We start from the raw sequence: 26461 nt of genomic DNA, 5'->3' as shown, positions 1-26461 counted from the left end.
CTGAGTCAGGAGATACAGATGCTAAAGCGTGATATGAACATCGCAGATTACGATGCGGAACTGTTCGCAGCAATCCAAGAAGAAACTCTTCGCCAGGAAGAACACATTGAACTTATCGCTTCAGAAAACTACACCAGCCCACGTGTAATGGAAGCTCAAGGTTCTCAGCTAACAAACAAGTACGCTGAAGGTTACCCAGGCAAGCGCTACTATGGTGGTTGTGAGTACGTTGATAAAGCAGAAGCTCTTGCTATCGATCGTGCATGTGAGCTTTTCGGTTGTGAATACGCAAACGTACAGCCACACTCTGGTTCTCAAGCAAACAGCGCTGTTTACATGGCTCTTCTGAATCCAGGCGATACAGTTCTAGGTATGAGCCTAGCGCACGGTGGTCACCTGACTCACGGTTCACCAGTCAACTTCTCAGGTAAGCACTACAACGTTATTCCTTACGGTATCGATGAAGCTGGCCAAATCAACTACGATGAAATGGAGCAACTTGCTCTAGAGCACAAACCAAAGATGATCATCGGTGGTTTCTCAGCTTACTCTCAAATCGTCGATTGGGCTCGCATGCGTGAAATCGCAGACAAAGCAGGTGCTTGGCTATTCGTAGATATGGCGCACGTTGCTGGCCTTATCGCTGCAGGTGTTTACCCAACGCCTGTACCACACGCGCACGTTGTGACTACAACAACGCACAAAACACTAGCGGGTCCACGTGGTGGTCTAATCCTTTCTAACGCTGGCGAAGAGATGTACAAGAAGCTGAACTCAGCAGTATTCCCTGGCGGTCAAGGTGGTCCACTAATGCACGTAATCGCTGGTAAAGCGGTAGCGTTCAAAGAAGCAATGGAACCTGAGTTCAAAGAGTACCAAGCTCGCGTAGTGAAGAATGCAAAAGCGATGGTGGCTCAGTTCCAAGAGCGTGGTTACAAAATCGTTTCTAACGGTACTGAAAACCACCTGTTCCTGGTTGACCTAATCGACAAAGACATCACTGGTAAAGATGCAGACGCAGCACTAGGCGCGGCAAACATCACAGTAAACAAGAACTCAGTGCCAAACGATCCACGTAGCCCATTCGTGACTTCAGGTATCCGTATTGGTTCTCCAGCAATCACTCGTCGTGGTTTCACTGAAGCAGACGCAACTGAACTAGCAAACTGGATGTGTGACGTGCTAGATAACATCGGCAACGAGGAAGTTATCGAAGCAACGAAAGCTAAAGTACTCGAGATCTGTAAGCGTCTACCAGTTTACGCTTAATTTTTCTTCGTAGAGTGAACGAACTTCTGTGTCGAACATACTCATTTGCTAGCGCAAACTCCGTGTGAGCTCCTTGAATTTCGTCCATCTACTTTGAAAACTATGTTGAAAGGGCTCATTGAGCCCTTTTTTGATCTTGGGTTTTTGTCATTCCATAGAGTGACGAAGGAGCGAGTAGGGAATCTCTTGAAGATGATACATAAAACAAAAAAGGGCTGATGTTTTTACATCAACCCTTTCAGTAACGGTGTTCCGAGCTTATTTTGAAATGCTCAGTAATGTTCCTGATTTGCACTTGAACGAGTAGTATTTTCTGCTTTCGTTAAACTTACCGAGACCTTCGCCGTCACAGTAGTCGATATTAATATCGCGCATGGTTTCTAGCGTCTCTTCACTGTTTAAGGCGAACTTAGAACCGTCTGAACAGACAATTCTTACGCGGCCATCATCACTTACTGAATAGATATCAACTTCTGTATTACAAAGTTCGAAAGAGGCTTCACGGAAATTGTCTTGCTTAGTGTTTGAAGCACAGCCAGCGGTTAATGCCGCTAGTACGATAGCAGCAGCTAATCCCAATTTTTTCATATTAGATCCTTGGCGAAGTTCCCTGAGACAGGTTTATCATGTTTGTAGAGTAAGCCTATAGAAGTGCGCTGTCTCATTCAAGGGACGATAAAAAAAAGCTGACCTATTCAGTCAGCTTTTCAATCAATCTATCTTCTAGATTAGCTAATTTCTACACCTTGCGCTTGAAGGTCAGCGTGGTAAGAGGAGCGGACAAATGGACCACAAGCGGCGTGAGTAAAGCCAAGTTCGAGTGCGATCTCTTTTAGCTCATCAAACTCTGAAGGCGGCACGTAGCGCTCAACCGGTAGGTGGTGGCGACTTGGTGCAAGGTATTGCCCTAGTGTCAGCATAGTAACGCCATGTTCGCGAAGATCTTTCAGTACTTCAATGATCTCTTCTTTGGTCTCACCAAGACCCATCATGATGCCAGACTTAGTCGGAATATCAGGGTGCTGCTCTTTGAACTTTTTCAGTAGATCCAAAGACCATTTGTAGTTCGCGCCAGGGCGAGCTTTGCGGTACAGACGAGGAGCGGTTTCTAGGTTGTGGTTAAAGACATCTGGTGGATTGTCTTTTAGTAGCTCTAGCGCCACATCCATACGACCACGGAAATCAGGAACCAGCGTCTCGATCTTAATGTTCGGGTTTAGCTTACGGATTTCACGGTTACAGTCAGCAAAGTGCTGCGCACCACCATCACGAAGGTCGTCGCGGTCAACAGAAGTGATTACCACGTATTTCAACTTCATGTCTTGAATGGTTTTCGCCAGTTTCTTCGGCTCTTCCGCTTCTGGTGCCAGTGGGCGACCGTGGGCAACATCACAGAAAGGGCAGCGACGGGTACAGATCGCACCTAAAATCATAAAGGTAGCAGTACCGTGGTTGAAACATTCAGCAAGGTTAGGGCATGAGGCTTCTTCACAAACTGAGTGCAGGTTGTTTTTACGCATTGCGGACTTAATGTCTTGAATGCGCTGACTATCTGCTGGTAGCTTGATCTTCATCCAGTCGGGTTTGCGCAGAACTTCTTTCTGCTCGGTAGGCATATTTTTTACAGGAATTAATGCCATCTTATCAGCGTCGCGATACTTGACGCCTTTTTCCATTTGGATTGGTTTACTCATGCTTCTTTGCTTCTCTTTACTTCTTATCGTACAGAAGGAGCTTCTGTGCTGAATTCAACTTGCTCGTAACCTAGCAAAGTTACCAGTTCATCGACTAAGGTTCTTTCAACGTGCTCTATATCTTCTGGTCCACCTAATTGGCTGACTTGAACCATTTCCATTCCGGCATAACCACATGGGTTGATGCGCAGAAATGGGCTCAAATCCATATTGACGTTTAGAGCGAGACCATGGAATGAGCAGCCTTTACGGATTCGTAAACCCAAAGAGCAGATTTTCTTACCGTCAACGTAGACGCCTGGGGCGTCAGGTCGTGCTGCTGATTCAATATTGTAATGTTTTAGGGTGTTGATCACTAGGTTCTCTATATGAGTAACCAAATCTCGAACCCCTAATTTTTTACGACGAAGGTTTATCAAAAAATAGGCCACAAGTTGGCCTGGACCATGGTAGGTCACTTGACCACCGCGGTCACTTTGAACGACCGGAATATCACCTGTATTCAAAAGGTGCTCTGCTTTACCTGCTTGGCCTTGAGTGAAGACTGGGTTGTGCTCTACAAGCCAAACTTCATCAGGCGTTTCGTCAGTTCGAGTATCAGTGAAATCATGCATGGCTTGCCAGATTGGTTGATAATCTTGTCGGCCGAGATACTTGACTACAAGCTGGTTTTGCATCGCTGATCCTATCGTCGATTCATAAAGTGGGGGAGATTATAAACTGGATCAACAGAATCAACTATATACCAGTAACACATTTTTAACCCTAGAGATTTTGCAGGATTATTATCTACTTGATATCTAAAAAGAAAGCAGCTTTCGCTGCTTTCAAAAAAAATTGAAGTTCTCAAAAAATTATAGAACCATGCGAACAATATCGATTTCACCCAGTTCTTTGTAAAGGGTTTCAACTTGCTCGATCGACGTGGCAGTGATATTTACTGACACGGAATGGTAATTGCCTTTTGCGCTTGGTTTTACAACTGGGCTGTAATCACCTGGAGCATGGCGTTGGATCACTTCAAGAACCTTTTCTGGCAGTTCTGGTTTTGCATAGCCCATAACCTTGTAGGTGAATGAGCATGGGAACTCGAGCAGGTCTTTCAGTTTTGCGTCTGAGTTAATAGTCAGCATAGGACACTCCAAGTTGAACAGGTTTCTTCGCAGCGCGGAATAGTACTGCTAATAACGTTAAATCTCAATACATCAGCCATGAGGCTCATGTGATAAAAAAAGCCGCATTGAGCGGCTTTTTCGATGAATTCATCAAGAATTACAAGAAGCTCTTAAACAGCATAACAATGTAATCCCAAAGACGGCTAAATAGACTACCTTCTTCTACATCTTCAAGTGCAAGAAGCGGGTACTCAGCAACATCATTGCCCTCTAGTTGATAGTATAGCTTACCAACAACATCACCCTTACTAATTGGGGCTTTTAGCTCTTTTTCAAGTACGAAGCTGGCTTTTAGGTTTTTCGCCTGGCCGCGAGGTAGCGTGACGTAGGTGTCTTGATCAAGACCTAAGGCAACCATGTCTTTGTCACCCATCCAGATTTTTTCTTCGACGAAGGTTTCGCCTGCTTTGTGTGGTGCCACTGTTTCAAAGAAGCGGAAGCCGTAACTCAGTAGCTTTTTGCTTTCTGATTTACGAGCATTCGCATTCTTTGTGCCCATCACAACCGCAACAAGACGCATTTTGCCTTCCGTTGCCGAGCTCACTAGGCTGTAACCGGCATTACTTGTGTGGCCAGTTTTAATGCCGTCAACGTTCATGCTCTTATCCCAAAGCAGACCATTGCGGTTGTATTGGGTGATGCCGTTGTAGGTGTATTTCTTTTCTGAGTAGATGCGGTACTCGTCTGGCACATCACGGATAAGCGCGCTACCAAGCAACGCCATGTCGTAAGGCGTTGAGTAAAGATCTGGGTTGTCTAGACCATGCACATTGGCAAAGTGGGTGTCTTTCATGCCAATGGTGTCTGCCCATGCGTTCATCAAATCAACAAAGGCATCTTCAGAGCCAGCAATGTGCTCAGCCATTGCGACACAAGCATCGTTACCCGATTGAATGATGATGCCACGGTTCAGGTCTTCAACCTTGACTGTGGTACCGACTTCAATGAACATTTTCGAAGAATCTGGGAAGTTTTTCGCCCAAGCATTTTTGCTGATAGTCACATCGTCTTGCAGTGAGATGTTACCGCGCTCAAGCTCTTGGCCGATGACGTAACTGGTCATCATTTTGGTTAAGCTAGCCGGAGACAGCTTGGTATTCATCTCTTTCTCAGCCAAGACTTTGCCTGAATGGAAGTCCATTAGCACGTAGCCTTTGGCGGCGATCTGAGGGGCGTCTGGCACAACAATAGGTGTTGCGATGGCAGAAGTTGCGAAGGTTGCAGAAAGCGCAATAGAAGACGCAAAAACGGATTTAATTAGCGTTGTTTTTTTCATATTGACTACAGGTTTATCTTTAACTGTCCATATCTTAACAGAATCACTCTCTCAAGCTAGTGTCGTCTAGTGGCTTGGAGAATTAACTCTACAAGGATTTAATAAATGCACTCGAATAACCAAGTGTTTTTACTTGTTCTAAGGTTTTTTGAGTTTGCATATAGTCATTAAATGGTCCTAAAAGTACTCGATGGACGTCATTTTCAGACCCTACATAACTCTCAACCGCAAGTTTTTGTCCCAGCTCTTGTGCCAAAGTTTGGACACGCTGTGAATGCTGTGATGAAGTAACTTGCACAACAAACTTTGGCAACGCTTGTTGTTTATGGGCTTCGGTTGGTTTGTCGACCTTGATGACACGAATCGACACATTCGCTGTACCCGTTTTGATGACATCGAGTTTAGTGGCGGCGGCGTAGCTTAAATCTATGATGCGTCCAGGGTGAAAAGGACCTCGGTCATTGACACGGACGATGGCTTTTTTGCCATTGTCTTGGTTGGTCACTTCCACATAGCTTGGCAAAGGTAAGGTTTTATGTGCCGCTGTCATGGAATACATGTCATAGATCTCACCATTCGAAGTTAGGTGGCCATGGAATTTTTTTCCGTACCAAGAAGAGATGCCTTGCTCGGTAAAGCCTGTGCTGTCTTTTATGATGGTGTAGTGGTTGCCGCGCAGCGTGTAATCTTTGTTCCCGCCTAAACTGTAAGGTTCATATTGCGGGACCGCGTCTTCAATATGATCAACAGAGATAGGTTTCTCAGGTGCGACGTCATCATCCAGGGAGTAGCGTTTAGACGGCGCAGAAGAACAGCCTACCAATAGAATGCTCGTGCAAGCCAATGCCAGCAGTTTTTTGTTTGTCATACTATGTTGCCTTCGAAAACGCTTTTCTATGTGTGTGAATCGACATCAAAATACCAAAGCCTGCCATGAGCGTCACCATTGAGGTGCCACCATAACTGATCAGAGGAAGAGGAACGCCCACAACCGGTAAAATCCCGCTTACCATGCCAATGTTTACAAAAACGTAAACAAAGAAACTTAGCACGATACTGCCAGCCATCATGCGGCCAAAGGCGGTTTGGGCCTTGCTCGCGAGGTAGAGTCCGCGTCCGATGATGTAGAGGTAGATACTGAGCAACGCAAGAATACCGATCAGTCCCCATTCTTCTGCGATTACGGCAAAAATAAAGTCGGTGTGACGCTCTGGGAGAAATTCCAATTGGGATTGAGTTCCCTGCATCCAACCTTTACCGGAGATCCCCCCTGAGCCAATCGCGATTTTACTTTGGATAATGTGGTAGCCCGCACCCAAAGGATCTGATTCTGGGTTAAACAGCGTTCTTACACGGACTTTTTGGTATTCGCGCATCAAGAAGAACCACAAAATGGGTAAGAAGGCGCCAAGACCACATGCAGCAGCGAAGATTATTTTCCAACTGATACCTGCAAGGAAAATCACGAAGATGCCCGAGGCTGCAATCAAAATTGAAGTGCCTAAGTCGGGTTGCTTGGCGATTAATATGGTCGGGACAAACACCATCACCAAAGAAATCACTAGGGTCTGGAATGTCGGCGGCAGGGCTCGTTTACCAATGTAGCGGGCGATCATAAGCGGAACCGCGAGCTTCAAAAGTTCCGACGGTTGAAAACGAACAAAACCTAAATTCAGCCAGCGCTGCGCCCCTTTAGAAGCTTCGCCAAAAAAGAGTACCCCGAATAGCAAAAGAATCCCGCCAGCAAACATCAGTGGCGCCAAGGTCTCATAGGTTCTAGGTGGTATTTGAGCCAAAATAAGCATCACGCCAAGGGCTAAGCCCATGCGCATTGCTTGGCGATCCATCATCGCAAGGCTTTGGCCACTTGCACTGTACATAACGATTAGGCCAAAGCCCATAAGTACCAATATGCCTAGTAGCAATGGTAAATCGATATGGAAACGCTCAAACAGAGCGCGGTTTTGGCCAGTTGAAGGATCAAAATCCATTATTTTTCAGCCTCTTTTTTCTCTACGAGCACGTGATCAAACACTTGGCGTACCACAGGACCACCGTTGCTTGAGCCACCGCCTGCGTTTTCAAGGACAATCGTCACGACAATTTCAGGATCGTCAATGGGGGCGAAGCCAGTAAAGAGCGCATGGTCGCGCAGGTGCTCGGCAATTTCGTCTGCGTTGTATTTTTCATCTTCGCCTAAGCCAAATACCTGAGCTGTCCCTGATTTACCGGCGCTGACATACTCGGTGTTGTAGAAAGATCGGCGAGCCGTTCCTTTTTTACCATGGTTTACAAGACGCATTCCCTCTATCGCAAGATCCCAGTACTTCTCTTTGACCCCTTCGATTGGAGGGTAGGTGTAGCTCTCAAGCCCTGATAGCTCCTGTTTCTCAAAACGCTCACCGTTAACGATGGTTGCTCTTAACAGGTGAGGAGCAATACGTTTGCCTCGGTTAACCAGTACTGAAGTCGCTTTAGCAATTTGCATTGGCGTTGCTGTCCAGTAACCTTGACCGATGCCAACAGGGATGGTGTCCCCTTGATACCAAGGCACGCGATGACGAGCCATTTTCCAGTCTCGGGTTGGCATATTCGCTTTGCTCTCTTCACGAATATCTAGCCCAGTGTAATCACCAAAGCCAAACATCATCATCCAATTGGATATACGATCAATCCCCATGTCATACGCGACTTGGTAGAAGAAGGTATCCACGGATTCTTCGATTGATTTGACGATATCTACCTTGCCATGCCCCCACGGGAGCCAATCTCGGAATGGTCGAGTTTTCGAGTTTGGAATTCGCCAGTAGCCTGGGTCGTTACGAGTGGTATTCGGCGTGATGACACCTTCTTGAAGCGCAGCCACCGCCATAAAGGGTTTAATCGTCGACGCTGGAGGATAGATGCCTAACGTGGCTCGGTTCACCAGCGGACGATTCTTGTCATTAAGTAGTGCTCGATACGCTTTGCCAGAAATACCATGTACGAAAGCATTCGGGTCGTAGCTTGGGCTTGACACCATTGCCAATACACCATTGTCTTTAGGATCGAGTACCACGGCACTACCGCGTCGGTCAGCTAAGAGATCATGGATATAGAGTTGTAAGTCGATATCGAGATTTAAGACAATATCTTTACCTGGCTCAGGTGGAACGTATTTCAGCGTGCGTATGATGCGACCACGGCTATTGACCTCAACCTCTTGGTAACCTGCTGTTCCGTGGAGCAAATCTTCGTAGTAGCGCTCGATACCCAGCTTACCGATGTCACGAGTGGCTTGATAGTTTGCGTCTTTCTCTTCGCGGACGAGGCGCTGCATATCACGGTCATTGATTCGCGAAACGTAGCCAATCACATGGGTTAACACCTCGCCATAGGGGTAATGGCGTTTCAGAGCCGCGTTGACGGATACCCCAGGAAATTTGTGCTGATTGACCGAAAATTTCGCCACCTGCTCAGGTGTTAATTGAGTCAAAATAGGCACAGACTTAAAGCGACGTGTCTGGCGGCGCTCTTTTTGAAAGCGTTCAATCTGGTCAGGAGTGATGGTAAGGATTTGTTGAAGGCTGACAATGGTTGCCTCCATATCCTCGATTTTCTCTGGCGTGATCTCAAGACTAAACACTGGGCGGTTTTCAGCCAGCAATTTACCATTGCGATCGTAAATAAGCCCGCGGTTTGGTGCGATTGGGACGACCTTTATTCGGTTGTCGTTTGAGCGGGTTTTGTAATCTTGAAACTGATTAACTTGTATGTTGTACAAGTTCGTCACCAAAAGTCCCATCATGGCAACGATGCCTATAAAAGCGACAATAGCACGACTTTTAAACAGTCGTGCTTCTTCTTGATAGTCCCTTATTTGGGAGCGCTTTCGTAACATGAATCGATTATTCTCGGTGGTAAGGGTGGTTTGCGGTAATGCTCCACGCTCGGTACAAACTTTCCGCCATGACGATACGGACAAGTGGATGAGGCAAGGTTAGTGCTGATAGAGACCAACTTTGATCCGCGGCTGCTTTACAGGCGGGGGCGAGTCCTTCTGGACCACCAATCAAAATGGATACATCTCGACCATCTAACTTCCAGCTCTCAAGCTGCTCGGCCAACTGAGGCGTATCCCATTTTTTACCAGGAATATCTAGCGTAACAATTCGATTGCCTTTTGGCACGGCAGCAAGCATGGCTTCGCCTTCTTTTTGCAGAATTCTTGCAATGTCGGCGTTTTTACCACGTTTGCCCGCTGGAATTTCAATCAGCTCTAGTGGCATGTCGTGAGGGAAACGGCGTTTATACTCCTGAAACCCTTCTTCGACCCATTTCGGCATTTTGGTACCAACGGCAATCAATTGTAATTTCATGGTTAGCCCCAAAGCTTCTCGAGTTGGTAAAGTTCGCGTTGCTCTTCTTGCATGACGTGTACGATAGTTGTGCCCATATCCAGTACAACCCATTCGCCTTCCGCTTCGCCATCAATACCCAGAGGGGTAAGGCCGGCCAGTTTGGATTCTTTAGCAACGTGATCGGCAATCGATGCAACGTGACGTTTTGAAGTGCCAGTACAGATAATCATGTAGTCCGTAATGCTAGATTTACCTTGAACATCAATAGTTTTGATATCTTGGGCTTTCATATCATCGGCTTTATCTACTAAGAAATCATTCAGTTCTTCAAGTTGCAAGGTGTTGTCCTCGTTATGTCAATTCTGTTCACAAGTGGGTGCCCAAAGGGCGGCGCAGTATATCACGCTTTTTTAAAGCTTCACCTGAGGCAGGCACATCTGCGTACTTAACTGGTGTAATAGTGGCCAACTGGATTGGTCGTACTGAGTTTTGGTTAGGATCTCGATTTTTGCCAAAAGCTGCAGCAGTGTTTTTACATTGGCAATAGAGAGCCTAGTTAGCGCGGCTGAATAGAGTGGCCGCTTGGACTGCCAGATTCGATACGACTCAAACACTCGGCCAATGGGCTCGGTCTGCATCATTTGCAACATGGCCAGTAGTTGTTGAAGCTCTTTTTGAATGGTGCGTGCCAGTATCACCATTTCCACGCCTTCCGCTTCAAGTTGGCGCATGATTCGTTGAGCGCGATTGGCTTTTCCCGCCAGCAGTGCATCAATCCAGTGGAAAGCGGTGAAGTGGTTGTGTCGGCTGAGTGACTCTTCCAATCGAATCAAGTTCAATTGGCCGTCAGGGTAGAGGAGCGCGAGCTTTTCCAAACTTTGTGTTAAGGCAAATAGGTTGCCTTCATGCCACTGTGCCAGCATTTGGATTGCTTCTGGATCCGGCTTTAGGTTAAGCGCACGACAGCGAGCTTGAACGAACTGAGGTAGACGCTGAACATCAGGTGTTAGGCAGTTTACCCAGCAGCCATTCGTTGAGAGGGCTTTAAACCACTTGGCATTTTCTTGCGCTTTCGTCAGTTTGGTGCCGATAACGACAAGTAGCACGTCTTGATGCAGCATGTCAGCAAGGGCCAAAAGCTCCTTCGCGATGGCCGCATTGACGCCGGATTCTGGCAGCTCCAATTCGATGATTTGTCGAGCTGAGAATAAGCTCATGGCTTGGCAGCAGTCATAGACAAGGTTCCAATCGAAGCTGTTGTCTATTGCAAAGCGATGTCGTTCTTCAAACCCTTGGCTTAGCGCCGCTTTTTGTATCGCCTGACGTGACTCCTGCAGTAGCAACGGTTCATTGCCAAAGAGAAGGTACGTAGGGTGGATCTGCTTGTTGACTTGCTCTAACAGTCGGTCGGCAAAAATGCGCATGAAAACCTCTTACTGACCTGATTTATCCGTAGAGTAAGTTTTAATGCGATATTGCTCATCGTCGTCTTTGAGTGAAATTTCTTCAGCATCGTTATTGAGTTCATCGTGTGCGATGTCTGCTCGTAAACGCGCCATTTGACGAACAATTTGAGTGGCGGCCAGTTTACGCATTTCATCTTCAATCATGTCTCGTTCGACCGATTTTGCCAGCGCGCTGAGAGGGTTATCAAGGTAGCTTCGAGTCACGCTTGTCGAATAGGTTTTTGTGCCCACATCAGGAACCGTCACTCGGTAAGAGGCACGGAAGGTGATCTCTTTTTCTGCCGCACGGGTGTTCTGGTACAAAGATAGTGTACGCTCGCCAACGCCTTCACTAACAAGGTGTAGATTTGGCACGTTAGCAGCGGGTGGCACAATATCCACCTCACTCAGGCGCAATTGACCTTTCATCATGCGAGTAAAGGTGCTGTATGGGTCATAACTGGTCAGAGATAAGGTATTTAATTCGTCAGGTACCGAGTAATCTCCACGCAGGTGGAAACCACAACCAGCCAGTAGGCTTGCCATGAGTACAGCAGAAGTGAGCTTTACAGTTGAATCAGATAACAGGCGCGATACACGGCGAAACATAGATTAATGGCTCTCGTTTATGGATTTACTTATCTTACGGCTCTATTTAACCCAAACGGGCTAGAGCTTTAAGATAAATAAAGCAGGGCGACACTCTAGTTCAATAAACTAAAGTTACCCTGCTTAAGACTTATTTATCTGCGATTAGTTCGCAACACTTTCTTAGTTCGCAACGATGTTCAGAAGTTTACCTGGTACGTAGATAACTTTACGTACTGTTTTGCCTTCGGTGAACTTAGTAACGTTCTCATCGTTTAGACCTAGCGCTTCGATATCTTCTTTAGAGATATCTGCTGGTACGGTGAGTTTCGCACGTAGCTTACCGTTTACTTGAACGATAATTAGCTTCTCATCTTCAACCAGTGCTTTCTCGTCGAACGTTGGCCATACAGCATTGTCGATGTCTGATTCACCTAGCGCAGCCCACAATTCGTAAGAGATATGCGGAGTGATTGGGTAAAGCATCGCAACAACAGCTTTTAGAGCCTCATCAAGGATTGCACGATCTTGCGCAGACTCTTGAGGTGCTTTCGCTAGTTTGTTCATCAGTTCCATGATTGCAGCGATAGCCGTGTTGAACGTTTGACGGCGAGCGATATCGTCAGTCACTTTCGCAATTGTCTTATGAACGTCACGACGAAGTGCTTTTTGGTCACCAGAAAGTGCAGAGGTATCTACTGCTTCTGCTGCACCTTTTGATGTGTGCTCGTTTACTAGTTTCCAAACACGTTTCAGGAAGCGGTTAGCACCCTCAACGCCAGACTCTTGCCACTCAAGTGTCATGTCTGCAGGTGATGCAAACATCATGAATAGACGAACAGTGTCAGCTCCGTACTTGTCTACCATCTCTTGTGGGTCGATACCGTTGTTCTTCGACTTAGACATCTTGATCATGCCTGAGTGTGTTACGTCACGGCCTTCGTTGTCTTTAGCTGAAGTGATGCGACCTTTACCGTCACGCTCTACAGCTACGTCAGTAGGTGCAACCCACTCTTTACCGCCTTTGTCGTTCTCGAAATAGAACGCGTCTGCTAGTACCATGCCTTGACACAGTAGTTGCTTGAACGGTTCGTCAGACGTTACGTAGCCAGCATCACGTAGTAATTTGTGGAAGAAACGAGAGTACAGTAGGTGCATACAAGCGTGCTCGATACCACCGATGTACTGGTCTACTGGTAGCCAGTAGTTTGCTTTTTCTGGATCTAGGATGTCGTCAGCTTGTGGTGAACAGTAACGTGCGTAGTACCAAGAAGACTCCATGAACGTATCGAACGTGTCAGTCTCTCGTAGAGCAGGTTCGCCGTTGAAGGTTGTCTTCGCCCATTCTTTGTCTGCTTTGATTGGGCTAGTTACGCCGTCCATTACCACGTCTTCTGGAAGGATTACTGGTAGTTGGTCAGCTGGTACCGGGTGAACTTCACCATCTTCAGTGGTTACCATAGGGATTGGAGCACCCCAGTAACGTTGACGAGATACCCCCCAGTCACGTAGACGGAAGTTAACTGTCTTTGTGCCTTTGCCTTCTGCTTCTAGCTTCGCTGCGATTGCGTCGAACGCTGCTTGGAATTCAAGGCCGTCGAACTCACCTGAATCGAACAGTACACCTTTCTCTGTGTACGCTTCTTCAGAAACGTCTAGCTCGCTGCCATCAACTGGTTTAATTACAGGCACGATGTCTAGGCCGTACTTAGTTGCGAACTCGTAGTCACGTTGGTCGTGTGCAGGTACTGCCATAACAGCACCTGTACCGTAGTCCATCAGTACGAAGTTAGCCACGTAAACTGGAAATTCACGGCCGTTCAATGGGTGAATAGCAGTAAGGCCAGTCGCCATACCTTTCTTCTCCATTGTCGCAAGTTCCGCTTCCGCTACTTTGTTGTTCTTACATTCGTCAATGAACGCTGCAAGCTCAGGGTTGTTCTCTGCTGCTACTGCTGCTAGAGGGTGACCTGCTGCGATACCGACGTATGTCACACCCATTAGTGTGTCAGGACGCGTAGTGTAAACTTCCAGATCCTGTTGACCTTTTACTTCGAACTTCAGTTCAACACCTTCAGAGCGACCAATCCAGTTGCGCTGCATGGTTTTAACCATTTCAGGCCAGCCATCTAGGTTATCTAGATCGTCTAGTAGCTCTTGAGCGTATTCAGTGATCTTGATGAACCACTGTGGAATTTCTTTTTGCTCTACCGGCGTGTCACAACGCCAGCAGCAACCATCTTCAACCTGCTCGTTTGCCAGTACCGTTTGGTCGTTTGGACACCAGTTAACCGATGAAGTCTTCTTGTACACTAGGCCTTTGTTGTAAAGCTTAGTGAAGAACTCTTGCTCCCAACGGTAGTACTCTGGCGTACACGTTGCGAACTCACGGTTCCAGTCGTAACCAAAGCCTAGCAGCTTAAGCTGGTTCTTCATGTACTCAATGTTTTCGTAAGTCCATGGTGCAGGTGCTGTGTTGTTTTTAACTGCAGCGTTCTCTGCAGGCAGACCAAACGCATCCCAACCAATTGGTTGCATGACGTTTTTGCCTTGTAGGCGTTGGAAACGAGATACCACATCACCGATAGTGTAGTTACGCACGTGACCCATGTGCAGTCGGCCACTTGGGTATGGGAACATAGAGAGACAGTAGAATTTTTCTTTGTTTGGGTCTTCACTTACAACAAAGGTCTTGTTGTTATCCCAGTGCTGTTGAACCTTTTGTTCAATATCTTGCGGGTTATATTGTTCTTGCATCGATGATATCCGGTTATCTTGGAATTTGTGAGTTCGGTTAGAACAGACATTAATAGATCGTCATAGAATACCTAAAGGAGAGGGGCACAACAATAGCCAATACCCACTCAAATCACGTAAAGATGGTGATGTTTATTGCCTTTAACAGGCTTTATGAATGTGCATCAGTGAATCGAAAAGGAGGTTAGCGATGCCAAAACGCAAAACAGGTTATGAGGAGATGTTTGAAGATGTGGTCGAAGCACTCAAGCATAGTCCTGACGAAGTTAACCACGTTTTAGAAACCTCGGGTAAAGTGGTTGATGCCGCCAATGATTTAACCAAAGATGAGCTGGCTTTGGTTTCTGCTTACGTTAAGTCAGATTTGAAAGAGTTTGCTGACAACTATGAAGACTCCAAAAACGGTCCGTTTTATTTGATGATTGCCGATTCCATTTGGCAAGGTCTACTGGAGATCACCGATCGCACGAAAGTCGAATGGGTTGAACTGTTCGAAGACTTAGAACATCAGGGCTTGTATGAAGCAGGAGAGGTGATCGGCCTTGGCGCTTTAGTGTGTGATAAATGTGGCCACAAAACTGAGTACAATCATCCGACGATTATCATTCCATGCACTAAGTGTGGCTGCAAAGGTTTTAGCCGGCAAGCGCTGAAACCCTAACCGAAACACCGCCTTGAAGCAAAATGAAAAGGGCTGACGCATTGGCGTCAGCCCTTTTTCTATTTAGTCATTAGACTGTTTGGTTCTCCAACGCCAGCCTATCGCTAAGCTCAGTATGGTCCACAGATAGAGTGGCCAAGTCCCAAACTGGCGGTAGGGTGTCTGGCCTTCGGTCGAGATGATTTCTGCCCTTAAAACGCCAGTTTCAAATTGCGGCAACTGAGCAACGATATGACCTTGATAATCGGTCACCGCAGTGACGCCATTATTGGTAGAACGAATCACAGGTTTACCAAGCTCTAAAGCACGCATTCGTGCAATTTCCATATGCTGCAACGGGCCAATTGAACGGCCAAACCAAGCGTCGTTAGACAGGGTGAGAATAAAGTCTGTCTCTTCGGTAACGTTTTGGCGCACTTGCTCATTAAAGATGATTTCATAGCATAGTGCTGGCGCCATCTGTTTACCATTGGCATCGATATTGGCTTGCACAAACTCACCGCGACTGAAAGAGGACATCGGCAAATTAAAGAACGGCGCCAGTGGCCTTAGTATGGTTTCAAACGGGACGAACTCACCAAAAGGTAATAGATGATGTTTGTGATAGCGCTGACTCATATCGAAGCGGTAATCGCCGTATGCGGTCTCACCGACAGTCAAAATACTGTTGTAGAACTTTCTATTTTCCCCTTGGTTGACAACCCCTGTGATGACCGCGCTGTGGTTGAGTTTAGCGGCAGAGTCGAGGTTGCTTAGGAAGGAGGAAATTTCGAACTCAAAAGCAGGAATGGCGGCTTCTGGCCAAATAATTATATCGGCATCCCAGTTTTCTCGCGTCAGATCGGTGTACTTCATAATGGTTGGCCAGCGCTCGCTAGGCAGCCATTTGAGCTCTTGAGCGATATTACCTTGAATCAGAGCCAGTTTAGTCGTGCTCTCTGGATTAGGCGTGACCCAGTTCGCCGATTTGAGACCAAACCCTGCCGATAAGATAATTACTGGAATGAGCAGTTGTAGCCATTGGCGGTGAAGCAAGGCATAAGCAATCGCGCCCGAGCTGACAATGGTTAGAAAGGTGAGCAGTTCAACACCACCAAGAGGTGCAAAGTGCGCGAGTGGACTCTCTATCTGGCTGTAGCCGAGCCACAACCAAGGGAAGCCCGTCATTACCCAGCCGCGTAACCAATCGGCGATGAGCCACAGTACGGGGGCGATCAGCAGAAGACGAATTCGGGTGGATTGAGGGAAAAAGCGATTGAGTATCCACGTAAACAAGGCGCTATACATCGCCAGATAGCCAATGAGCAGTGTCATTAGGAACACACTGGCAATCTTTGGCATACCACCAAAATTATCGATACTGATATGGACCCAGCTGATGCCCGTAGCAAACTGACCTAATCCCCAGGCGTAGCCAATCCACAAGGCACGCTTGGCACTCTGTTGGTGGATTAAGAGCAAAAGAACCGCGGGAGAAATAATGGCTAGCGGCCAAAGTTGATAGGGGGCAAAGGCAAGTGTGGTTATCGCGCCAACAAAAACGGCCGCGAACGGCCGTTTTAGGCGATGCAAAATAGGATTTAACATCGTTATCTTTTCTGAATATCCCCTAAGGGAAATTAGCGTTACTCTTCGGTTGATTCCAAAAGAGACTCTTCGTCAGGAATGGTGACTTGAAGTTGTAGCACTCGACGGTTGTCAGCAGAGGTGACTTTGAAGCTGTATTGCTCAATCTCGACCACTTCCCCACGCGAAGGAAGATGACCAAACGCAGTCATGACCATGCCACCTACCGTATCGACTTCGTCATCGCTGAACGACGTATTGAAGGTTTCGTTGAACTCTTCAATGGTCGTGAGCGCTTTCACGGCAAACGTGTGTTTGCTGAGTTTGCGAATGTCTAACTGTTCTTCATCATCAAATTCATCTTCGATATCACCAACGATTTCTTCGAGGATATCTTCGATAGTGACAAGACCAGATACACCGCCAAACTCATCGACCACAATCGCCATATGATAGCGTTCCTCTCGGAACTCCTTGAGCAAACGATCGACACGCTTACTTTCAGGAACAACCACCGCAGGTCGGATCACTTGTTCGATATCAAACGGCGCACTTTGAGAGCCTAAATATTTAAGTAAGTCCTTCGCTAACAGAATACCTTCTACATGGTCTTTGTCTTCGCTGATGACTGGGTAGCGCGAGTGTTGCGCATCAGTGATCAGATTAACCAGCGCGTCTAAATCGTCGCTTCGGTCGACAGTGACCATTTGCGAGCGTGGGATCATGATGTCACGCACTCGCATTTCAGAAATCTCCATCACACCTTCGAGCATATCGCGAGTGTCATGGTCGATTAGGTCATTCTCTTCAGAGTCGCGGAACACTTCCACGAGCTCTTGGCGATCTTTTGGTTCACCTTGGAAAAGTTGACCTAGGCGTCCGAAGAAGGACTTTCTACTCGGACCTTCAGATTTTTCTTTCTTACCTTCTAGAGAAGAGGGCGAATTATCTTCGTTCATTGTTTCTCATTTAAGTAACGCTATCAGAAGTGTGATAGCACACGTTCGCAACATAGAGCGATGTTGAAGTGGCGCTATGTTACTGTTTCTCAGCTAAGTATGGGTCTTCAAAGCCCATCTCTTGCATGATTTCGGTTTCGAGTGACTCCATCTCTTCGGCTTCGTCATCCTCGATATGATCATAACCTAGCAGATGCAGACTGCCATGTACAACCATATGCGCCCAGTGAGCAAGCAGAGGTTTATTTTGCTCTTGTGCTTCACGCTCGACGACTTGCTTACAAATAACCAAGTCACCCAACAGATTCATCTCAATGCCTGGTGGCACTTCGAAAGGGAAAGAGAGCACATTGGTTGGTTTATCTTTTCCACGATACTCGTGGTTAAGCTGATGGCTTTCTTCTTCGTCTACAATCCTGATCGTAAGTTCCGCATCCTGTTGAAATGGGATGATGGTCTTGTCTAGCCAGGTTTGAAAGTCCTGCTCTGTTGGGAGGCCTTCATTGCTTTCGACTGCAAATTGTAAGTCGAGTTCAATACTCATTATTTACCTTCAGATACTTCGGCTTGAACTTGCTTCGAGAGTTCCACTTTTGCGGTTTCAAGTAGCTTCGCTTCTCGCTCTTCACGACGCTTTTTCTCGAACTCTTTACGTTCTTTTTGGTCTTGTGCTTCCCACTTTTCGTAGGCGTTTACAATTCGTGCCACAACAGGGTGACGCACGACATCGTCAGCTTGGAAAAAGTTGAAGCTAATGTCATCCACTTCGCTTAATACTTCGATAGCGTGACGAAGACCTGATTTTGCGCCTCGCGGTAAATCGATCTGAGTGATGTCACCGGTAATGACCGCGCGTGAGTTAAAACCAATACGTGTCAGAAACATCTTCATTTGTTCAACAGTGGTGTTCTGGCTCTCGTCCAAGATGATAAAGGCATCGTTAAGAGTTCGACCACGCATGTAGGCGAGCGGTGCCACTTCAATCACGTTGCGTTCAATTAGCTTCTCTACTTTCTCGAAGCCTAGCATTTCAAATAAGGCGTCGTATAGTGGACGAAGGTATGGGTCTACCTTTTGACTCAAGTCACCGGGTAGGAAACCGAGTTTTTCACCAGCTTCAACCGCTGGGCGGGTCAAGAGGATTCGACGAATTTCTTGTCGCTCTAAAGCGTCAACGGCTGCGGCGACAGCAAGGTAGGTTTTACCTGTACCGGCAGGACCAATACCGAAAGAGATGTCATGGGTGACCATGTTCATCAGGTACTGACCTTGGTTCGGTGTCCGTGGCTTAATGACGCCTTTCTTTGTTTTGATGAACACTTCTTTACCGTGTTCAAACTCAGATTCGGTGTTTTGTTCTAATACGCCTGTTTCTTTGATCGCTAGATGGATTTCATCGGGTTCGATATCAGGAATATTACCGCGAACAGGCGCTGTATTGACGTAAAGCGTTTTAATGATTTCGAGTGCAGCCGCAGAAGTATGCGGTTTACCTACGATGGTAAAAAAGTTACCGCGATAGCTAATTTCAACACCGAGACGGCGCTCAAGATGTTTGATGTTGTCGTCGAATGGGCCGCAAAGACTGGCTAGGCGACGGTTATCAGAAGGTTCTAGATTAATTTCTAAAGTAACAATTTTATTGCTCAAAGTTGCCTCTCATTTATGGCAGCCCGATTGAGACCGGACTGCCAATGATCATATATACCTTATCTAAGATGGTCACTTAGAAAGGCATTTTCAAGCCTAAGGCGTAAAGGTTGCTACACCTAGCTCGTCTTCTCGCTTGGTTTTCGCCATCATTTGTGTTGGTGAAATGATGCTGCGCAGATCCATGTCTTTCTCTGTACGAACCAATTCGCCACGTAATGAGTTGGCAAACACGTCTGTGATTTTCACATCAACAAATTGACCGATGAGGTCAGCGCTGCCTTCGAAGTTAACCACGCGGTTGTTCTCTGTACGAGCGCGAAGCTCCATTAGATTCTTTTTCGATGGACCTTCGACCAGTACGCGCTGTTCTGTATCTAGCATTAAGCGAGAGTAGCGCATTGCTTGTGCGTTGATGGTTTGTTGAAGCTCGTATAGGCGCTCTTTTTTCTCTTGCTCTGGCACATCACATGGGTAGTCTGCCGCTGGCGTACCTGGACGTGGTGAGAAGATAAAGCTGAAGCTCATATCGAAATCAACGTCTTTGATTAGCTTCATTGTGTCTTGGTGATCTTTTGCCGTTTCACCTGGGAAGCCCACAATGAAGTCAGAGCTGATTTGAATGTCAGGGCGCGCTTTACGTAGCTTGCGAATGATCGATTTGTATTCGATGGCTGTGTGAGGACGCTTCATCATCGTAAGAATACGGTCACTACCACTTTGTACTGGTAGGTGCAGGAAGCTTACCAGTTCAGGCGTATCTTCGTAGACGGCAATGATGTCGTCAGTAAACTCAAGCGGGTGGCTAGTTGTGAAGCGAATACGATCAATACCATCGATAGACGCTACTAAGCGAAGCAGTTCAGCAAAACTGCAGATGTCACCATCATGCATAGGACCGCGGTATGCGTTTACGTTTTGGCCTAGGAGGTTAACTTCACGTACGCCTTGCTCTGCTAGTTGAGCAATCTCGAACAGTACGTCATCCATTGGACGGCTAACTTCTTCACCACGAGTGTAAGGTACCACGCAGTAAGTACAGTATTTAGAACAGCCTTCCATGATAGAAACGAATGCAGTAGCGCCTTCAGCACGAGGCTCTGGCAGGCGGTCAAACTTTTCGATCTCTGGGAAAGAGATGTCCATTACAGGCGCTTCGTCTGATTGAGACTGTTTGATCATCTCAGGAAGACGGTGCAGAGTTTGAGGGCCGAAGATTACGTCGACAAACGGTGCACGCTCACGAATGTGATCGCCTTCTTGGGTGGCAACACAACCACCAACGCCGATAACAACGCCTGGCTTTTTATCTTTAAGAGTTTTCCAACGACCTAGCTGGTGGAATACCTTCTCTTGTGCTTTTTCGCGGATAGAACAGGTATTAAGTAGTAGTACGTCTGCTTCTTCTGGTTCTTCTGTAAGCTCGTAGCCATTAGCCGCGTTCATTAGATCTGCCATTTTCGATGAATCGTATTCGTTCATCTGGCAACCCCAGGTTTTAATTAGCAGTTTTTTACTCATGTTGTTCGCTCGATCGTTAGTTTAAATTAAGGGAGCAAATCGCCCAATGTTTCCAGTAAATCATCAAAACATGGTCGGTTTTGTGACTGTTTTTTAGCCGCCCTCACGGCGGTAAGCGGCGTATTGTACTGCTTTCAAAACCACCTGACTAGTGCTGGCTTAAAATCAGTTAAACCCTATATTGTACAAGGGGTTTACCCAGGTAGAGGGTGAGGTTTTTAGTTACATTTTAGTAATGAAAACGTACAATGAAAAACAGTCAATGAATCAATCAATTGAAGTGCAAAATATGAGCAAATTTGATGTCGCCGTTATCGGCGGAGGCATGGTGGGTGCCGCTATCGCTATTGGTTTTGCTAAGCAGGGCAGACAAGTGGCCGTAGTGGAAGGTGCTGCGCCCAAGTCATTTTCTCCTGAGCAACCGCTTGATATACGAGTCTCGGCAATTTCCGAGCATTCTGTTTCCATATTGGATCAGCTTGGTGCGTGGGATGCGATCAAACAGATGCGCGTTTGCCCTTATCGCCGACTGGAAACGTGGGAGCACCCAGAGTGCCGCACGCGTTTCCATGCAGACTCATTAGAGATGGATCAGCTCGGGTTTATCATCGAAAATCGATTGATTCAACTTGGCCTTTGGCAGCAATTGGATCAGTATCAGAACATTACGTTGTATTGCCCTGATAGGCTCGATGATATTGAGTTTGGTGATACGAATCGGATCAAGCTGGCATCTGGTACCGAGTTGAGTGCTAATTTGACGGTGGGTGCTGATGGCGCGAACTCAAAAGTGCGTCAACTTGCGGGTATTGGTGTGACTGCTTGGGATTATCGTCAGCATTGCATGCTTATCAATGTGGAGACGCAATTACCACAGCAAGACATTACTTGGCAGCAGTTTACACCAACAGGGCCTCGCTCATTTTTGCCTCTTGCTTCGTTGAAGAATGAAAGAGGCGAGACACCTCAAGGGTCGCTTGTTTGGTATGACTCACCAGGCCGGATTAAGCGTTTGGCGGCAATGTCTCCGGCAAAATTGCGCGAAGAAGTATTGGCTCACTTCCCACAAGAGCTTGGTGATATCAAAGTGCTTCAATCTGGTTCATTTCCGTTAACTCGTCGTCATGCTCAATGTTACTCGGCGAATCGGTGTGTGCTGGTTGGTGATTCGGCTCATACCATCAACCCACTAGCGGGGCAGGGCGTAAACCTTGGCTTCAAAGATGTTGAAGTGCTGCTTGAGGTGACGCAAGGGAAAGAGGCTTTGTCAGATGAGCTACTTTGCTTGTATGAACGAAAGCGTCGACCAGATAACTTGCTGATGCAATCTGGAATGGATTTCTTCTACAAAAGCTTTAGTAACGACATTACGCCATTAAAGTTGGTTCGCAATGCGGTTTTAAAGATTGCTGAAAATACAGGACCACTTAAAGCGCAAGTGTTGAGGTACGCTCTAGGCCTAAAGTGACTTTTGCCTGAATCACAGCCAATAAAAAACGCAGCCATGAGCTGCGTTTTTTGGTGTTTGGCTAAGTGATAATTACTTAGTTACACGTAGAACTGGAGTTTCACCAACAGTTACAGAACCAGAAAGCTTGTTCAGCTCTTTGATTTCGTCCATGTTAGAGATAACAACTGGAGTAAGAGTCGATTTCGCTTTCTCTTCTAGAAGAGCTAGATCGAATTCGATGATAGTGTCGCCAGCTTTAACAGTTTGACCTTCTTCAGCGATACGCTTGAAGCCTTCGCCTTTTAGCTCAACTGTGTCGATACCGAAGTGAACGAAAAGCTCAACGCCGTCGTCAGATTCGATAGAAAACGCGTGGTTAGTCTCGAAGATCTTACCGATAGTACCGTTTACAGGAGCTACCATTTTGTTACCAGCAGGTTTGATAGCAATACCATCACCAACGATTTTCTCAGCGAAAACAACATCTGGCACATCTTCGATGTTTACGATTTCACCAGATAGAGGTGCGATAATTTCGATTGCACCCGCGTCAGCGCTGTCGTCAGATACTAGCTTCTTAAGTTTGTCAAACAGACCCATTGTGTCATGCTCCTAACGTTTTTATTTAATTCTGTCGAATTATAGTATACCAATCTTACGAGATAGACGACTTTTTTTACCGTCTATCTCATTGGAATTCGTCGATTATTGAGTTTTCTCAGCGATGAATTTTTCTACAACAGCTTCGATTTCTGCCGCTGTTGGTAGAGAAAGCGCTTCTTCAGCCATCGCTTTCACTTCTGCGAAGTTTGAGTTACGGATAACTTTCTTCACTTTAGGGATAGAGATGCCGCTCATAGAGAACTCATCTAGGCCCATACCTAGAAGTAGAAGCGTTGCGCGCTCGTCGCCCGCTAGCTCACCACACATACCCGTCCATTTGCCTTCTGCGTGAGACGCATCGATAACCTGCTTGATTACCGTCAACACTGCTGGAGATAGTGGGTTGTATAGGTGAGAAATCATCTCGTTACCACGGTCTACTGCCAGCGTGTACTGAGTCAGGTCGTTAGTACCGATAGAGAAGAAGGCTACTTCTTTGGCTAGGTGGTGTGCGATAGCTGCTGCTGCAGGAGTTTCAACCATTACACCGATTTCGATGTTCTCGTCGAATGCATGACCTTCTGCACGAAGTTCAGCTTTGTACTCTTCGATTGCTTTCTTCAGTTCACGGATTTCCTCAACAGAGATGATCATTGGGAACATGATGCGAAGCTTGCCGTGTGCAGATGCACGTAGGATACCACGTAGCTGGTCACGAAGAATTTCACGACGATCTAAGCTGATACGTACAGCGCGCCAGCCTAGGAATGGGTTCATCTCTTGTGGAAGATCCATGTATGGAAGATCTTTGTCACCACCGATGTCCATAGTACGGATGATTACTGATTCGCCGTTCATTGCTTCCGCAACTTCTTTGTACGCTTGGTACTGCTCGTCTTCAGTAGGTAGAGCATCACGGTCCATGAATAGGAATTCAGTACGGTACAGACCAACGCCTTCACCGCCGTTACGGATGATACCGTCACAGTCTTTTACTGTACCGATGTTACCGCAAACTTCGACACGGTGACCATCTAGAGTTTCAGCGTGAAGATCTTTCAGCTTAGCTAGCTCTTCTTTTTCAGCAACGAATGCCGCTTTAACTGCTTTCGCTTCTTCTAGCTCTGCCTCAGATGGGTTGATAACGATCTTGTTGTTCATCGCATCAAGAATCAGCATATCGCCATTCTTAACTTGCTTAGTGATGTCGTTAGTACCAACGATAGCTGGAAGCTCAAGAGAGCGAGCCATGATTGAAGTGTGAGAAGTACGACCGCCGATGTCACAAGCAAAACCAAGAACGTAGTCTAGGTTGATCTGTGCAGTTTCAGATGGCGTTAGGTCGTAAGCTACTAGGATAACTTCTTCATTGATATCGCTTAGAGAAACAATGTTGATGCCTAGTGCGTTTTTAACAAAGCGCGTGCCGATATCGCGGATATCTGTTGCACGTTCCTTTAGGTATTCGTCATCAAGAGACTCAAGAGCAGACGCTTGCTCTTCGATCACTGTGTGAATCGCGTGATCAGCGGTCATCTTGTCGTTTTTGATTAGTGCTAGGATTTCTTCCTCTAGCTCTTCGTCTTCAAGAAGCATGATGTGACCTTCAAAGATCGCTTCTTTCTCTTCACCGAAGGTTTCAAGTGCTTTCTGTTTAACAGTTTCTAGCTGTGCAGCAGATTTGTTGCGTGCGTCAAAGAAACGCTGAACTTCTGCTTCAACTTGATCATCAGAAATGGTGTTTGTGTTTAGGACAATTTCATCTTCTTGAAGTAGTAGTGCTTTACCAATTGCAATACCAGGAGATGCTAGGATGCCTGAAATCATAGCCTTACCTTAAGTTGGTCAACTTTAAAAACGGGAGAAATAATGGGTGCGCTAACGATAATTTGTAGCTCAAATTTTGCTCTATTTCCAACAAAGCCATTTTGCTTTCACAAAATGGCTTTGAAAATAGAAGACCGGATTAGTGTAGTTGGTCCATTAGAGCAACTAGGTGGTCTACAGCTTGCTGAGCTTGTGGGCCCTCAGCTGAGATAGAAACTACTGTACCTTTAACTAGGCCTAGAGTTTGTAGTTTGAATAGGCTCTTTGCGCTAGCGCTTTTGCCGTTAGAAGTCACAGTGATGTCCGCGTCGAATGCTTTAGCTTCTTTAACGAACTGTGCAGCTGGACGAGTGTGAAGACCGTTTTCTGCAGTGATTTCTACTTGCTTCTCGTACATGTTATATACCCCAATTGATTTATATTTTGATAGTTTCTTAACCAGAATAGCTTAACCGTAAATGTCCTATTCTGCTAGGCGCACAACGTTCATTTCGTGTCAGAACTGATACTGGTTGTAAATTTTCCGCTTGTGATTTGAATCTGTGTTCAATCTCACGAACGACATAAATACGTAGTTAGCTTTTTTTATTTTGAAGCTAAAAATAAAACTGCCCTGATATTACCAAAGGTGTGGCGAGGATCAACAAAAAAGCCCCTAAATGGGGCTTTTTTGGACGAAAAATTGATTTGACAACATATTACTGCTGGTTTTCTTTCTCGGTAAAGATACCTGCAAACAGTGCTGTACTTAGGTAACGTTCACCAGAGCTTGGTAGAACGGTTACAATTGTTTTTCCTTCAAATTCAGGTAGTTCTGCTAGGCGGTTTGCCGCAACGACAGCAGCACCAGAAGAAATACCAGCAAGAATACCTTCCTCTTCCATTAGGCGTCTTGCCATAGCAATGGCCTCTTCAGAAGTTACGGCTTCAACTCGGTCAATAAGCTCTAAATCTAGGTTGCCAGGGATGAAGCCTGCGCCAATACCTTGGATTTTGTGAGGAGCTGGCTGGATTTCTTCACCTGCTAGCGCCTGTGCGATAACCGGTGATTCAGCAGGTTCAACCGCAACAGAAACAATGTTTTTGCCTTTCTCGCCTTTAATAAAGCGGCTTGTTCCCGTCAATGTACCACCCGTACCTACACCAGCAACGAAAACATCCACTTCACCGTCAGTCGCTTCCCAAATTTCAGGACCAGTAGTTTTCTCGTGAATCTGTGGGTTAGCTGGGTTATTGAACTGTTGTAGCAATAGGTATTTTTCTGGGTCGCTAGCAACGATTTCTTCAGCCTTAGCAATTGCGCCTTTCATACCTTTCGCAGCTTCTGTTAGTTCAAGATTAGCACCAAGCGCTTTGAGTAGTTTACGACGCTCTAAGCTCATTGATTCAGGCATGGTAAGAGTCAGTTTGTAACCACGAGCAGCAGCAACAAAAGCAAGTGCAACACCTGTGTTACCACTGGTTGGCTCAACTAGCTCAACGCCCGGTTTCAAAGTGCCTGCTTTTTCCGCTTCCCAGATCATGTTTGCGCCGATACGACACTTAACGCTGAAGCTTGGGTTGCGTGCTTCAACTTTAGCCAGAACCTTACCGTTGCTGACTTTGTTCAGGCGAACAAGAGGTGTGTTGCCGATAGTTTGCGAGTTATCTTCGTAGATTTTGCTCATGATGTGATCCTTC

General features: G+C 46.4%; 25 protein-coding genes. 3 read left to right on the top strand and 22 right to left on the bottom strand.

What is annotated here, in order from left to right; translation table 11 throughout:
- Window positions 1–18 precede the first annotated feature (18 nt).
- Window positions 19–1269, top strand: a complete 1251-nt coding sequence (gene glyA / locus OH458_RS02950; RefSeq protein ID WP_039476476.1) for a serine hydroxymethyltransferase — start codon at window positions 19–21, stop codon at window positions 1267–1269.
- Between the two features lie 258 nt (window positions 1270–1527).
- On the opposite strand, the gene OH458_RS02945 is transcribed toward glyA, so the two are convergent.
- The 13 genes from OH458_RS02945 to leuS all read right to left on the bottom strand — a co-directional run bounded on the left by OH458_RS02945 (window position 1528) and on the right by leuS (window position 14544).
- Window positions 1528–1857: a hypothetical protein gene (locus tag OH458_RS02945; protein ID WP_005476920.1), complete on the bottom strand. Its 330-nt coding sequence runs from the start codon at window positions 1855–1857 to the stop codon at window positions 1528–1530.
- Window positions 1858–1997: 140 nt separating this feature from the next.
- Window positions 1998–2963 carry a lipoyl synthase gene (lipA, locus tag OH458_RS02940; protein WP_005476922.1) on the bottom strand — a complete coding sequence of 322 codons (966 nt, stop codon included), beginning with the start codon at window positions 2961–2963 and terminating at the stop codon, window positions 1998–2000.
- A 23-nt stretch (window positions 2964–2986) separates the two neighbouring features.
- Window positions 2987–3640, bottom strand: coding sequence for a lipoyl(octanoyl) transferase LipB (gene lipB, locus OH458_RS02935; RefSeq protein ID WP_038215536.1), 654 nt, complete (start codon window positions 3638–3640; stop codon window positions 2987–2989).
- 177 nt (window positions 3641–3817) lie between these two features.
- Window positions 3818–4096 carry a DUF493 family protein YbeD gene (gene ybeD, locus OH458_RS02930; protein WP_008081427.1) on the bottom strand — a complete coding sequence of 93 codons (279 nt, stop codon included), beginning with the start codon at window positions 4094–4096 and terminating at the stop codon, window positions 3818–3820.
- A gap of 139 nt (window positions 4097–4235) precedes the next feature.
- Entirely contained in the window at window positions 4236–5414 is a 1179-nt protein-coding gene (locus OH458_RS02925) for a serine hydrolase (protein WP_269977210.1), read from the bottom strand.
- Between the two features lie 88 nt (window positions 5415–5502).
- Window positions 5503–6282 carry a septal ring lytic transglycosylase RlpA family protein gene (locus OH458_RS02920; RefSeq protein ID WP_269977209.1) on the bottom strand — a complete coding sequence of 260 codons (780 nt, stop codon included), beginning with the start codon at window positions 6280–6282 and terminating at the stop codon, window positions 5503–5505.
- 1 nt (window position 6283) lies between these two features.
- Window positions 6284–7405 (bottom strand): rod shape-determining protein RodA, encoded by a 1122-nt coding sequence (gene rodA, locus OH458_RS02915; RefSeq protein WP_269977208.1) that lies wholly within the window; start codon window positions 7403–7405, stop codon window positions 6284–6286.
- On the bottom strand, window positions 7405–9294 hold the full coding sequence (gene mrdA, locus OH458_RS02910) for a penicillin-binding protein 2 (RefSeq protein ID WP_269977207.1): 1890 nt from the start codon (window positions 9292–9294) through the stop codon (window positions 7405–7407). Before mrdA ends, rodA begins: the two co-directional genes overlap by 1 nt.
- A 7-nt stretch (window positions 9295–9301) precedes the next feature.
- Window positions 9302–9772, bottom strand: a complete 471-nt coding sequence (gene rlmH / locus OH458_RS02905; protein WP_005476695.1) for a 23S rRNA (pseudouridine(1915)-N(3))-methyltransferase RlmH — start codon at window positions 9770–9772, stop codon at window positions 9302–9304.
- A 2-nt stretch (window positions 9773–9774) separates the two neighbouring features.
- Entirely contained in the window at window positions 9775–10092 is a 318-nt protein-coding gene (rsfS, locus tag OH458_RS02900; RefSeq protein WP_005476693.1) for a ribosome silencing factor, read from the bottom strand.
- 72 nt (window positions 10093–10164) lie between these two features.
- Entirely contained in the window at window positions 10165–11178 is a 1014-nt protein-coding gene (gene holA / locus OH458_RS02895) for a DNA polymerase III subunit delta (RefSeq protein ID WP_269977206.1), read from the bottom strand.
- A 9-nt stretch (window positions 11179–11187) separates the two neighbouring features.
- Window positions 11188–11808, bottom strand: coding sequence for an LPS-assembly lipoprotein LptE (locus OH458_RS02890; RefSeq protein ID WP_269977205.1), 621 nt, complete (start codon window positions 11806–11808; stop codon window positions 11188–11190).
- Window positions 11809–11970: 162 nt separating this feature from the next.
- A complete protein-coding gene (leuS, locus tag OH458_RS02885) occupies window positions 11971–14544 on the bottom strand; it encodes a leucine--tRNA ligase (protein WP_269977204.1) in 2574 nt (857 codons plus the stop codon).
- A gap of 190 nt (window positions 14545–14734) precedes the next feature.
- On the opposite strand from leuS, the gene OH458_RS02880 reads away from it, so the two are divergent.
- Entirely contained in the window at window positions 14735–15205 is a 471-nt protein-coding gene (locus OH458_RS02880) for a zinc ribbon-containing protein (RefSeq protein WP_269977203.1), read from the top strand.
- A 63-nt stretch (window positions 15206–15268) separates the two neighbouring features.
- Here OH458_RS02880 and lnt read toward each other — a convergent pair whose 3' ends face one another.
- The 5 genes from lnt to miaB form a co-directional block, all read right to left on the bottom strand.
- Entirely contained in the window at window positions 15269–16792 is a 1524-nt protein-coding gene (gene lnt / locus OH458_RS02875) for an apolipoprotein N-acyltransferase (RefSeq protein WP_269977202.1), read from the bottom strand.
- A 38-nt stretch (window positions 16793–16830) separates the two neighbouring features.
- On the bottom strand, window positions 16831–17730 hold the full coding sequence (corC, locus tag OH458_RS02870; protein ID WP_269977201.1) for a CNNM family magnesium/cobalt transport protein CorC: 900 nt from the start codon (window positions 17728–17730) through the stop codon (window positions 16831–16833).
- A gap of 79 nt (window positions 17731–17809) precedes the next feature.
- Entirely contained in the window at window positions 17810–18274 is a 465-nt protein-coding gene (ybeY, locus tag OH458_RS02865; RefSeq protein WP_269977200.1) for an rRNA maturation RNase YbeY, read from the bottom strand.
- Window positions 18274–19380, bottom strand: a complete 1107-nt coding sequence (locus OH458_RS02860) for a PhoH family protein (RefSeq protein ID WP_269977199.1) — start codon at window positions 19378–19380, stop codon at window positions 18274–18276. Before OH458_RS02860 ends, ybeY begins: the two co-directional genes overlap by 1 nt.
- 96 nt (window positions 19381–19476) lie before the next feature.
- Window positions 19477–20901 (bottom strand): tRNA (N6-isopentenyl adenosine(37)-C2)-methylthiotransferase MiaB, encoded by a 1425-nt coding sequence (miaB, locus tag OH458_RS02855; protein ID WP_039483372.1) that lies wholly within the window; start codon window positions 20899–20901, stop codon window positions 19477–19479.
- A 289-nt stretch (window positions 20902–21190) separates the two neighbouring features.
- Here miaB and OH458_RS02850 point away from each other — a divergent pair, with 289 nt between their 5' ends.
- A complete protein-coding gene (locus OH458_RS02850) occupies window positions 21191–22369 on the top strand; it encodes a 2-octaprenyl-3-methyl-6-methoxy-1,4-benzoquinol hydroxylase (RefSeq protein ID WP_269977396.1) in 1179 nt (392 codons plus the stop codon).
- 72 nt (window positions 22370–22441) lie between these two features.
- Here the strand turns inward: OH458_RS02850 and crr are convergent, their stop codons facing one another.
- The 4 genes from crr to cysK all read right to left on the bottom strand — a co-directional run bounded on the left by crr (window position 22442) and on the right by cysK (window position 26448).
- On the bottom strand, window positions 22442–22951 hold the full coding sequence (gene crr / locus OH458_RS02845) for a PTS glucose transporter subunit IIA (RefSeq protein WP_038139456.1): 510 nt from the start codon (window positions 22949–22951) through the stop codon (window positions 22442–22444).
- 105 nt (window positions 22952–23056) lie between these two features.
- Entirely contained in the window at window positions 23057–24781 is a 1725-nt protein-coding gene (gene ptsI, locus OH458_RS02840) for a phosphoenolpyruvate-protein phosphotransferase PtsI (RefSeq protein WP_038139454.1), read from the bottom strand.
- 139 nt (window positions 24782–24920) lie between these two features.
- Window positions 24921–25178, bottom strand: coding sequence for an HPr family phosphocarrier protein (locus tag OH458_RS02835; protein WP_004415108.1), 258 nt, complete (start codon window positions 25176–25178; stop codon window positions 24921–24923).
- Window positions 25179–25479: 301 nt separating this feature from the next.
- Window positions 25480–26448, bottom strand: a complete 969-nt coding sequence (cysK, locus tag OH458_RS02830) for a cysteine synthase A (RefSeq protein WP_269977198.1) — start codon at window positions 26446–26448, stop codon at window positions 25480–25482.
- Window positions 26449–26461 lie beyond the last annotated feature (13 nt).

Origin of the sequence: Vibrio sp. MarTm2 (genome assembly GCF_027587055.1) — a bacterium.
Taxonomy (GTDB): Bacteria; Pseudomonadota; Gammaproteobacteria; order Enterobacterales; family Vibrionaceae; genus Vibrio; species Vibrio sinaloensis_D.
Note: the sequence above shows the minus strand (reverse complement) of the source record. Positions and strands in the feature narration are given on the sequence as shown.

Coding starts and splice junctions, on each gene's coding strand:
- miaB (WP_039483372.1), bottom strand. CDS start 20,901: ATGAGTAAAAAACTGCTAATTAAAACCTGGGGTTGCCAGATGAACGAA.
- ptsI (WP_038139454.1), bottom strand. CDS start 24,781: ATGATTTCAGGCATCCTAGCATCTCCTGGTATTGCAATTGGTAAAGCA.
- OH458_RS02880 (WP_269977203.1), top strand. CDS start 14,735: ATGCCAAAACGCAAAACAGGTTATGAGGAGATGTTTGAAGATGTGGTC.
- OH458_RS02890 (WP_269977205.1), bottom strand. CDS start 11,808: ATGTTTCGCCGTGTATCGCGCCTGTTATCTGATTCAACTGTAAAGCTC.
- ybeY (WP_269977200.1), bottom strand. CDS start 18,274: ATGAGTATTGAACTCGACTTACAATTTGCAGTCGAAAGCAATGAAGGC.
- OH458_RS02920 (WP_269977209.1), bottom strand. CDS start 6,282: ATGACAAACAAAAAACTGCTGGCATTGGCTTGCACGAGCATTCTATTG.
- rodA (WP_269977208.1), bottom strand. CDS start 7,405: ATGGATTTTGATCCTTCAACTGGCCAAAACCGCGCTCTGTTTGAGCGT.
- corC (WP_269977201.1), bottom strand. CDS start 17,730: ATGAACGAAGATAATTCGCCCTCTTCTCTAGAAGGTAAGAAAGAAAAA.
- leuS (WP_269977204.1), bottom strand. CDS start 14,544: ATGCAAGAACAATATAACCCGCAAGATATTGAACAAAAGGTTCAACAG.
- lnt (WP_269977202.1), bottom strand. CDS start 16,792: ATGTTAAATCCTATTTTGCATCGCCTAAAACGGCCGTTCGCGGCCGTT.
- holA (WP_269977206.1), bottom strand. CDS start 11,178: ATGCGCATTTTTGCCGACCGACTGTTAGAGCAAGTCAACAAGCAGATC.
- glyA (WP_039476476.1), top strand. CDS start 19: ATGCTAAAGCGTGATATGAACATCGCAGATTACGATGCGGAACTGTTC.
- OH458_RS02925 (WP_269977210.1), bottom strand. CDS start 5,414: ATGAAAAAAACAACGCTAATTAAATCCGTTTTTGCGTCTTCTATTGCG.
- ybeD (WP_008081427.1), bottom strand. CDS start 4,096: ATGCTGACTATTAACTCAGACGCAAAACTGAAAGACCTGCTCGAGTTC.
- crr (WP_038139456.1), bottom strand. CDS start 22,951: ATGGGTCTGTTTGACAAACTTAAGAAGCTAGTATCTGACGACAGCGCT.
- OH458_RS02945 (WP_005476920.1), bottom strand. CDS start 1,857: ATGAAAAAATTGGGATTAGCTGCTGCTATCGTACTAGCGGCATTAACC.
- OH458_RS02850 (WP_269977396.1), top strand. CDS start 21,191: ATGAGCAAATTTGATGTCGCCGTTATCGGCGGAGGCATGGTGGGTGCC.
- mrdA (WP_269977207.1), bottom strand. CDS start 9,294: ATGTTACGAAAGCGCTCCCAAATAAGGGACTATCAAGAAGAAGCACGA.
- lipB (WP_038215536.1), bottom strand. CDS start 3,640: ATGCAAAACCAGCTTGTAGTCAAGTATCTCGGCCGACAAGATTATCAA.
- OH458_RS02835 (WP_004415108.1), bottom strand. CDS start 25,178: ATGTACGAGAAGCAAGTAGAAATCACTGCAGAAAACGGTCTTCACACT.
- lipA (WP_005476922.1), bottom strand. CDS start 2,963: ATGAGTAAACCAATCCAAATGGAAAAAGGCGTCAAGTATCGCGACGCT.
- rlmH (WP_005476695.1), bottom strand. CDS start 9,772: ATGAAATTACAATTGATTGCCGTTGGTACCAAAATGCCGAAATGGGTC.
- cysK (WP_269977198.1), bottom strand. CDS start 26,448: ATGAGCAAAATCTACGAAGATAACTCGCAAACTATCGGCAACACACCT.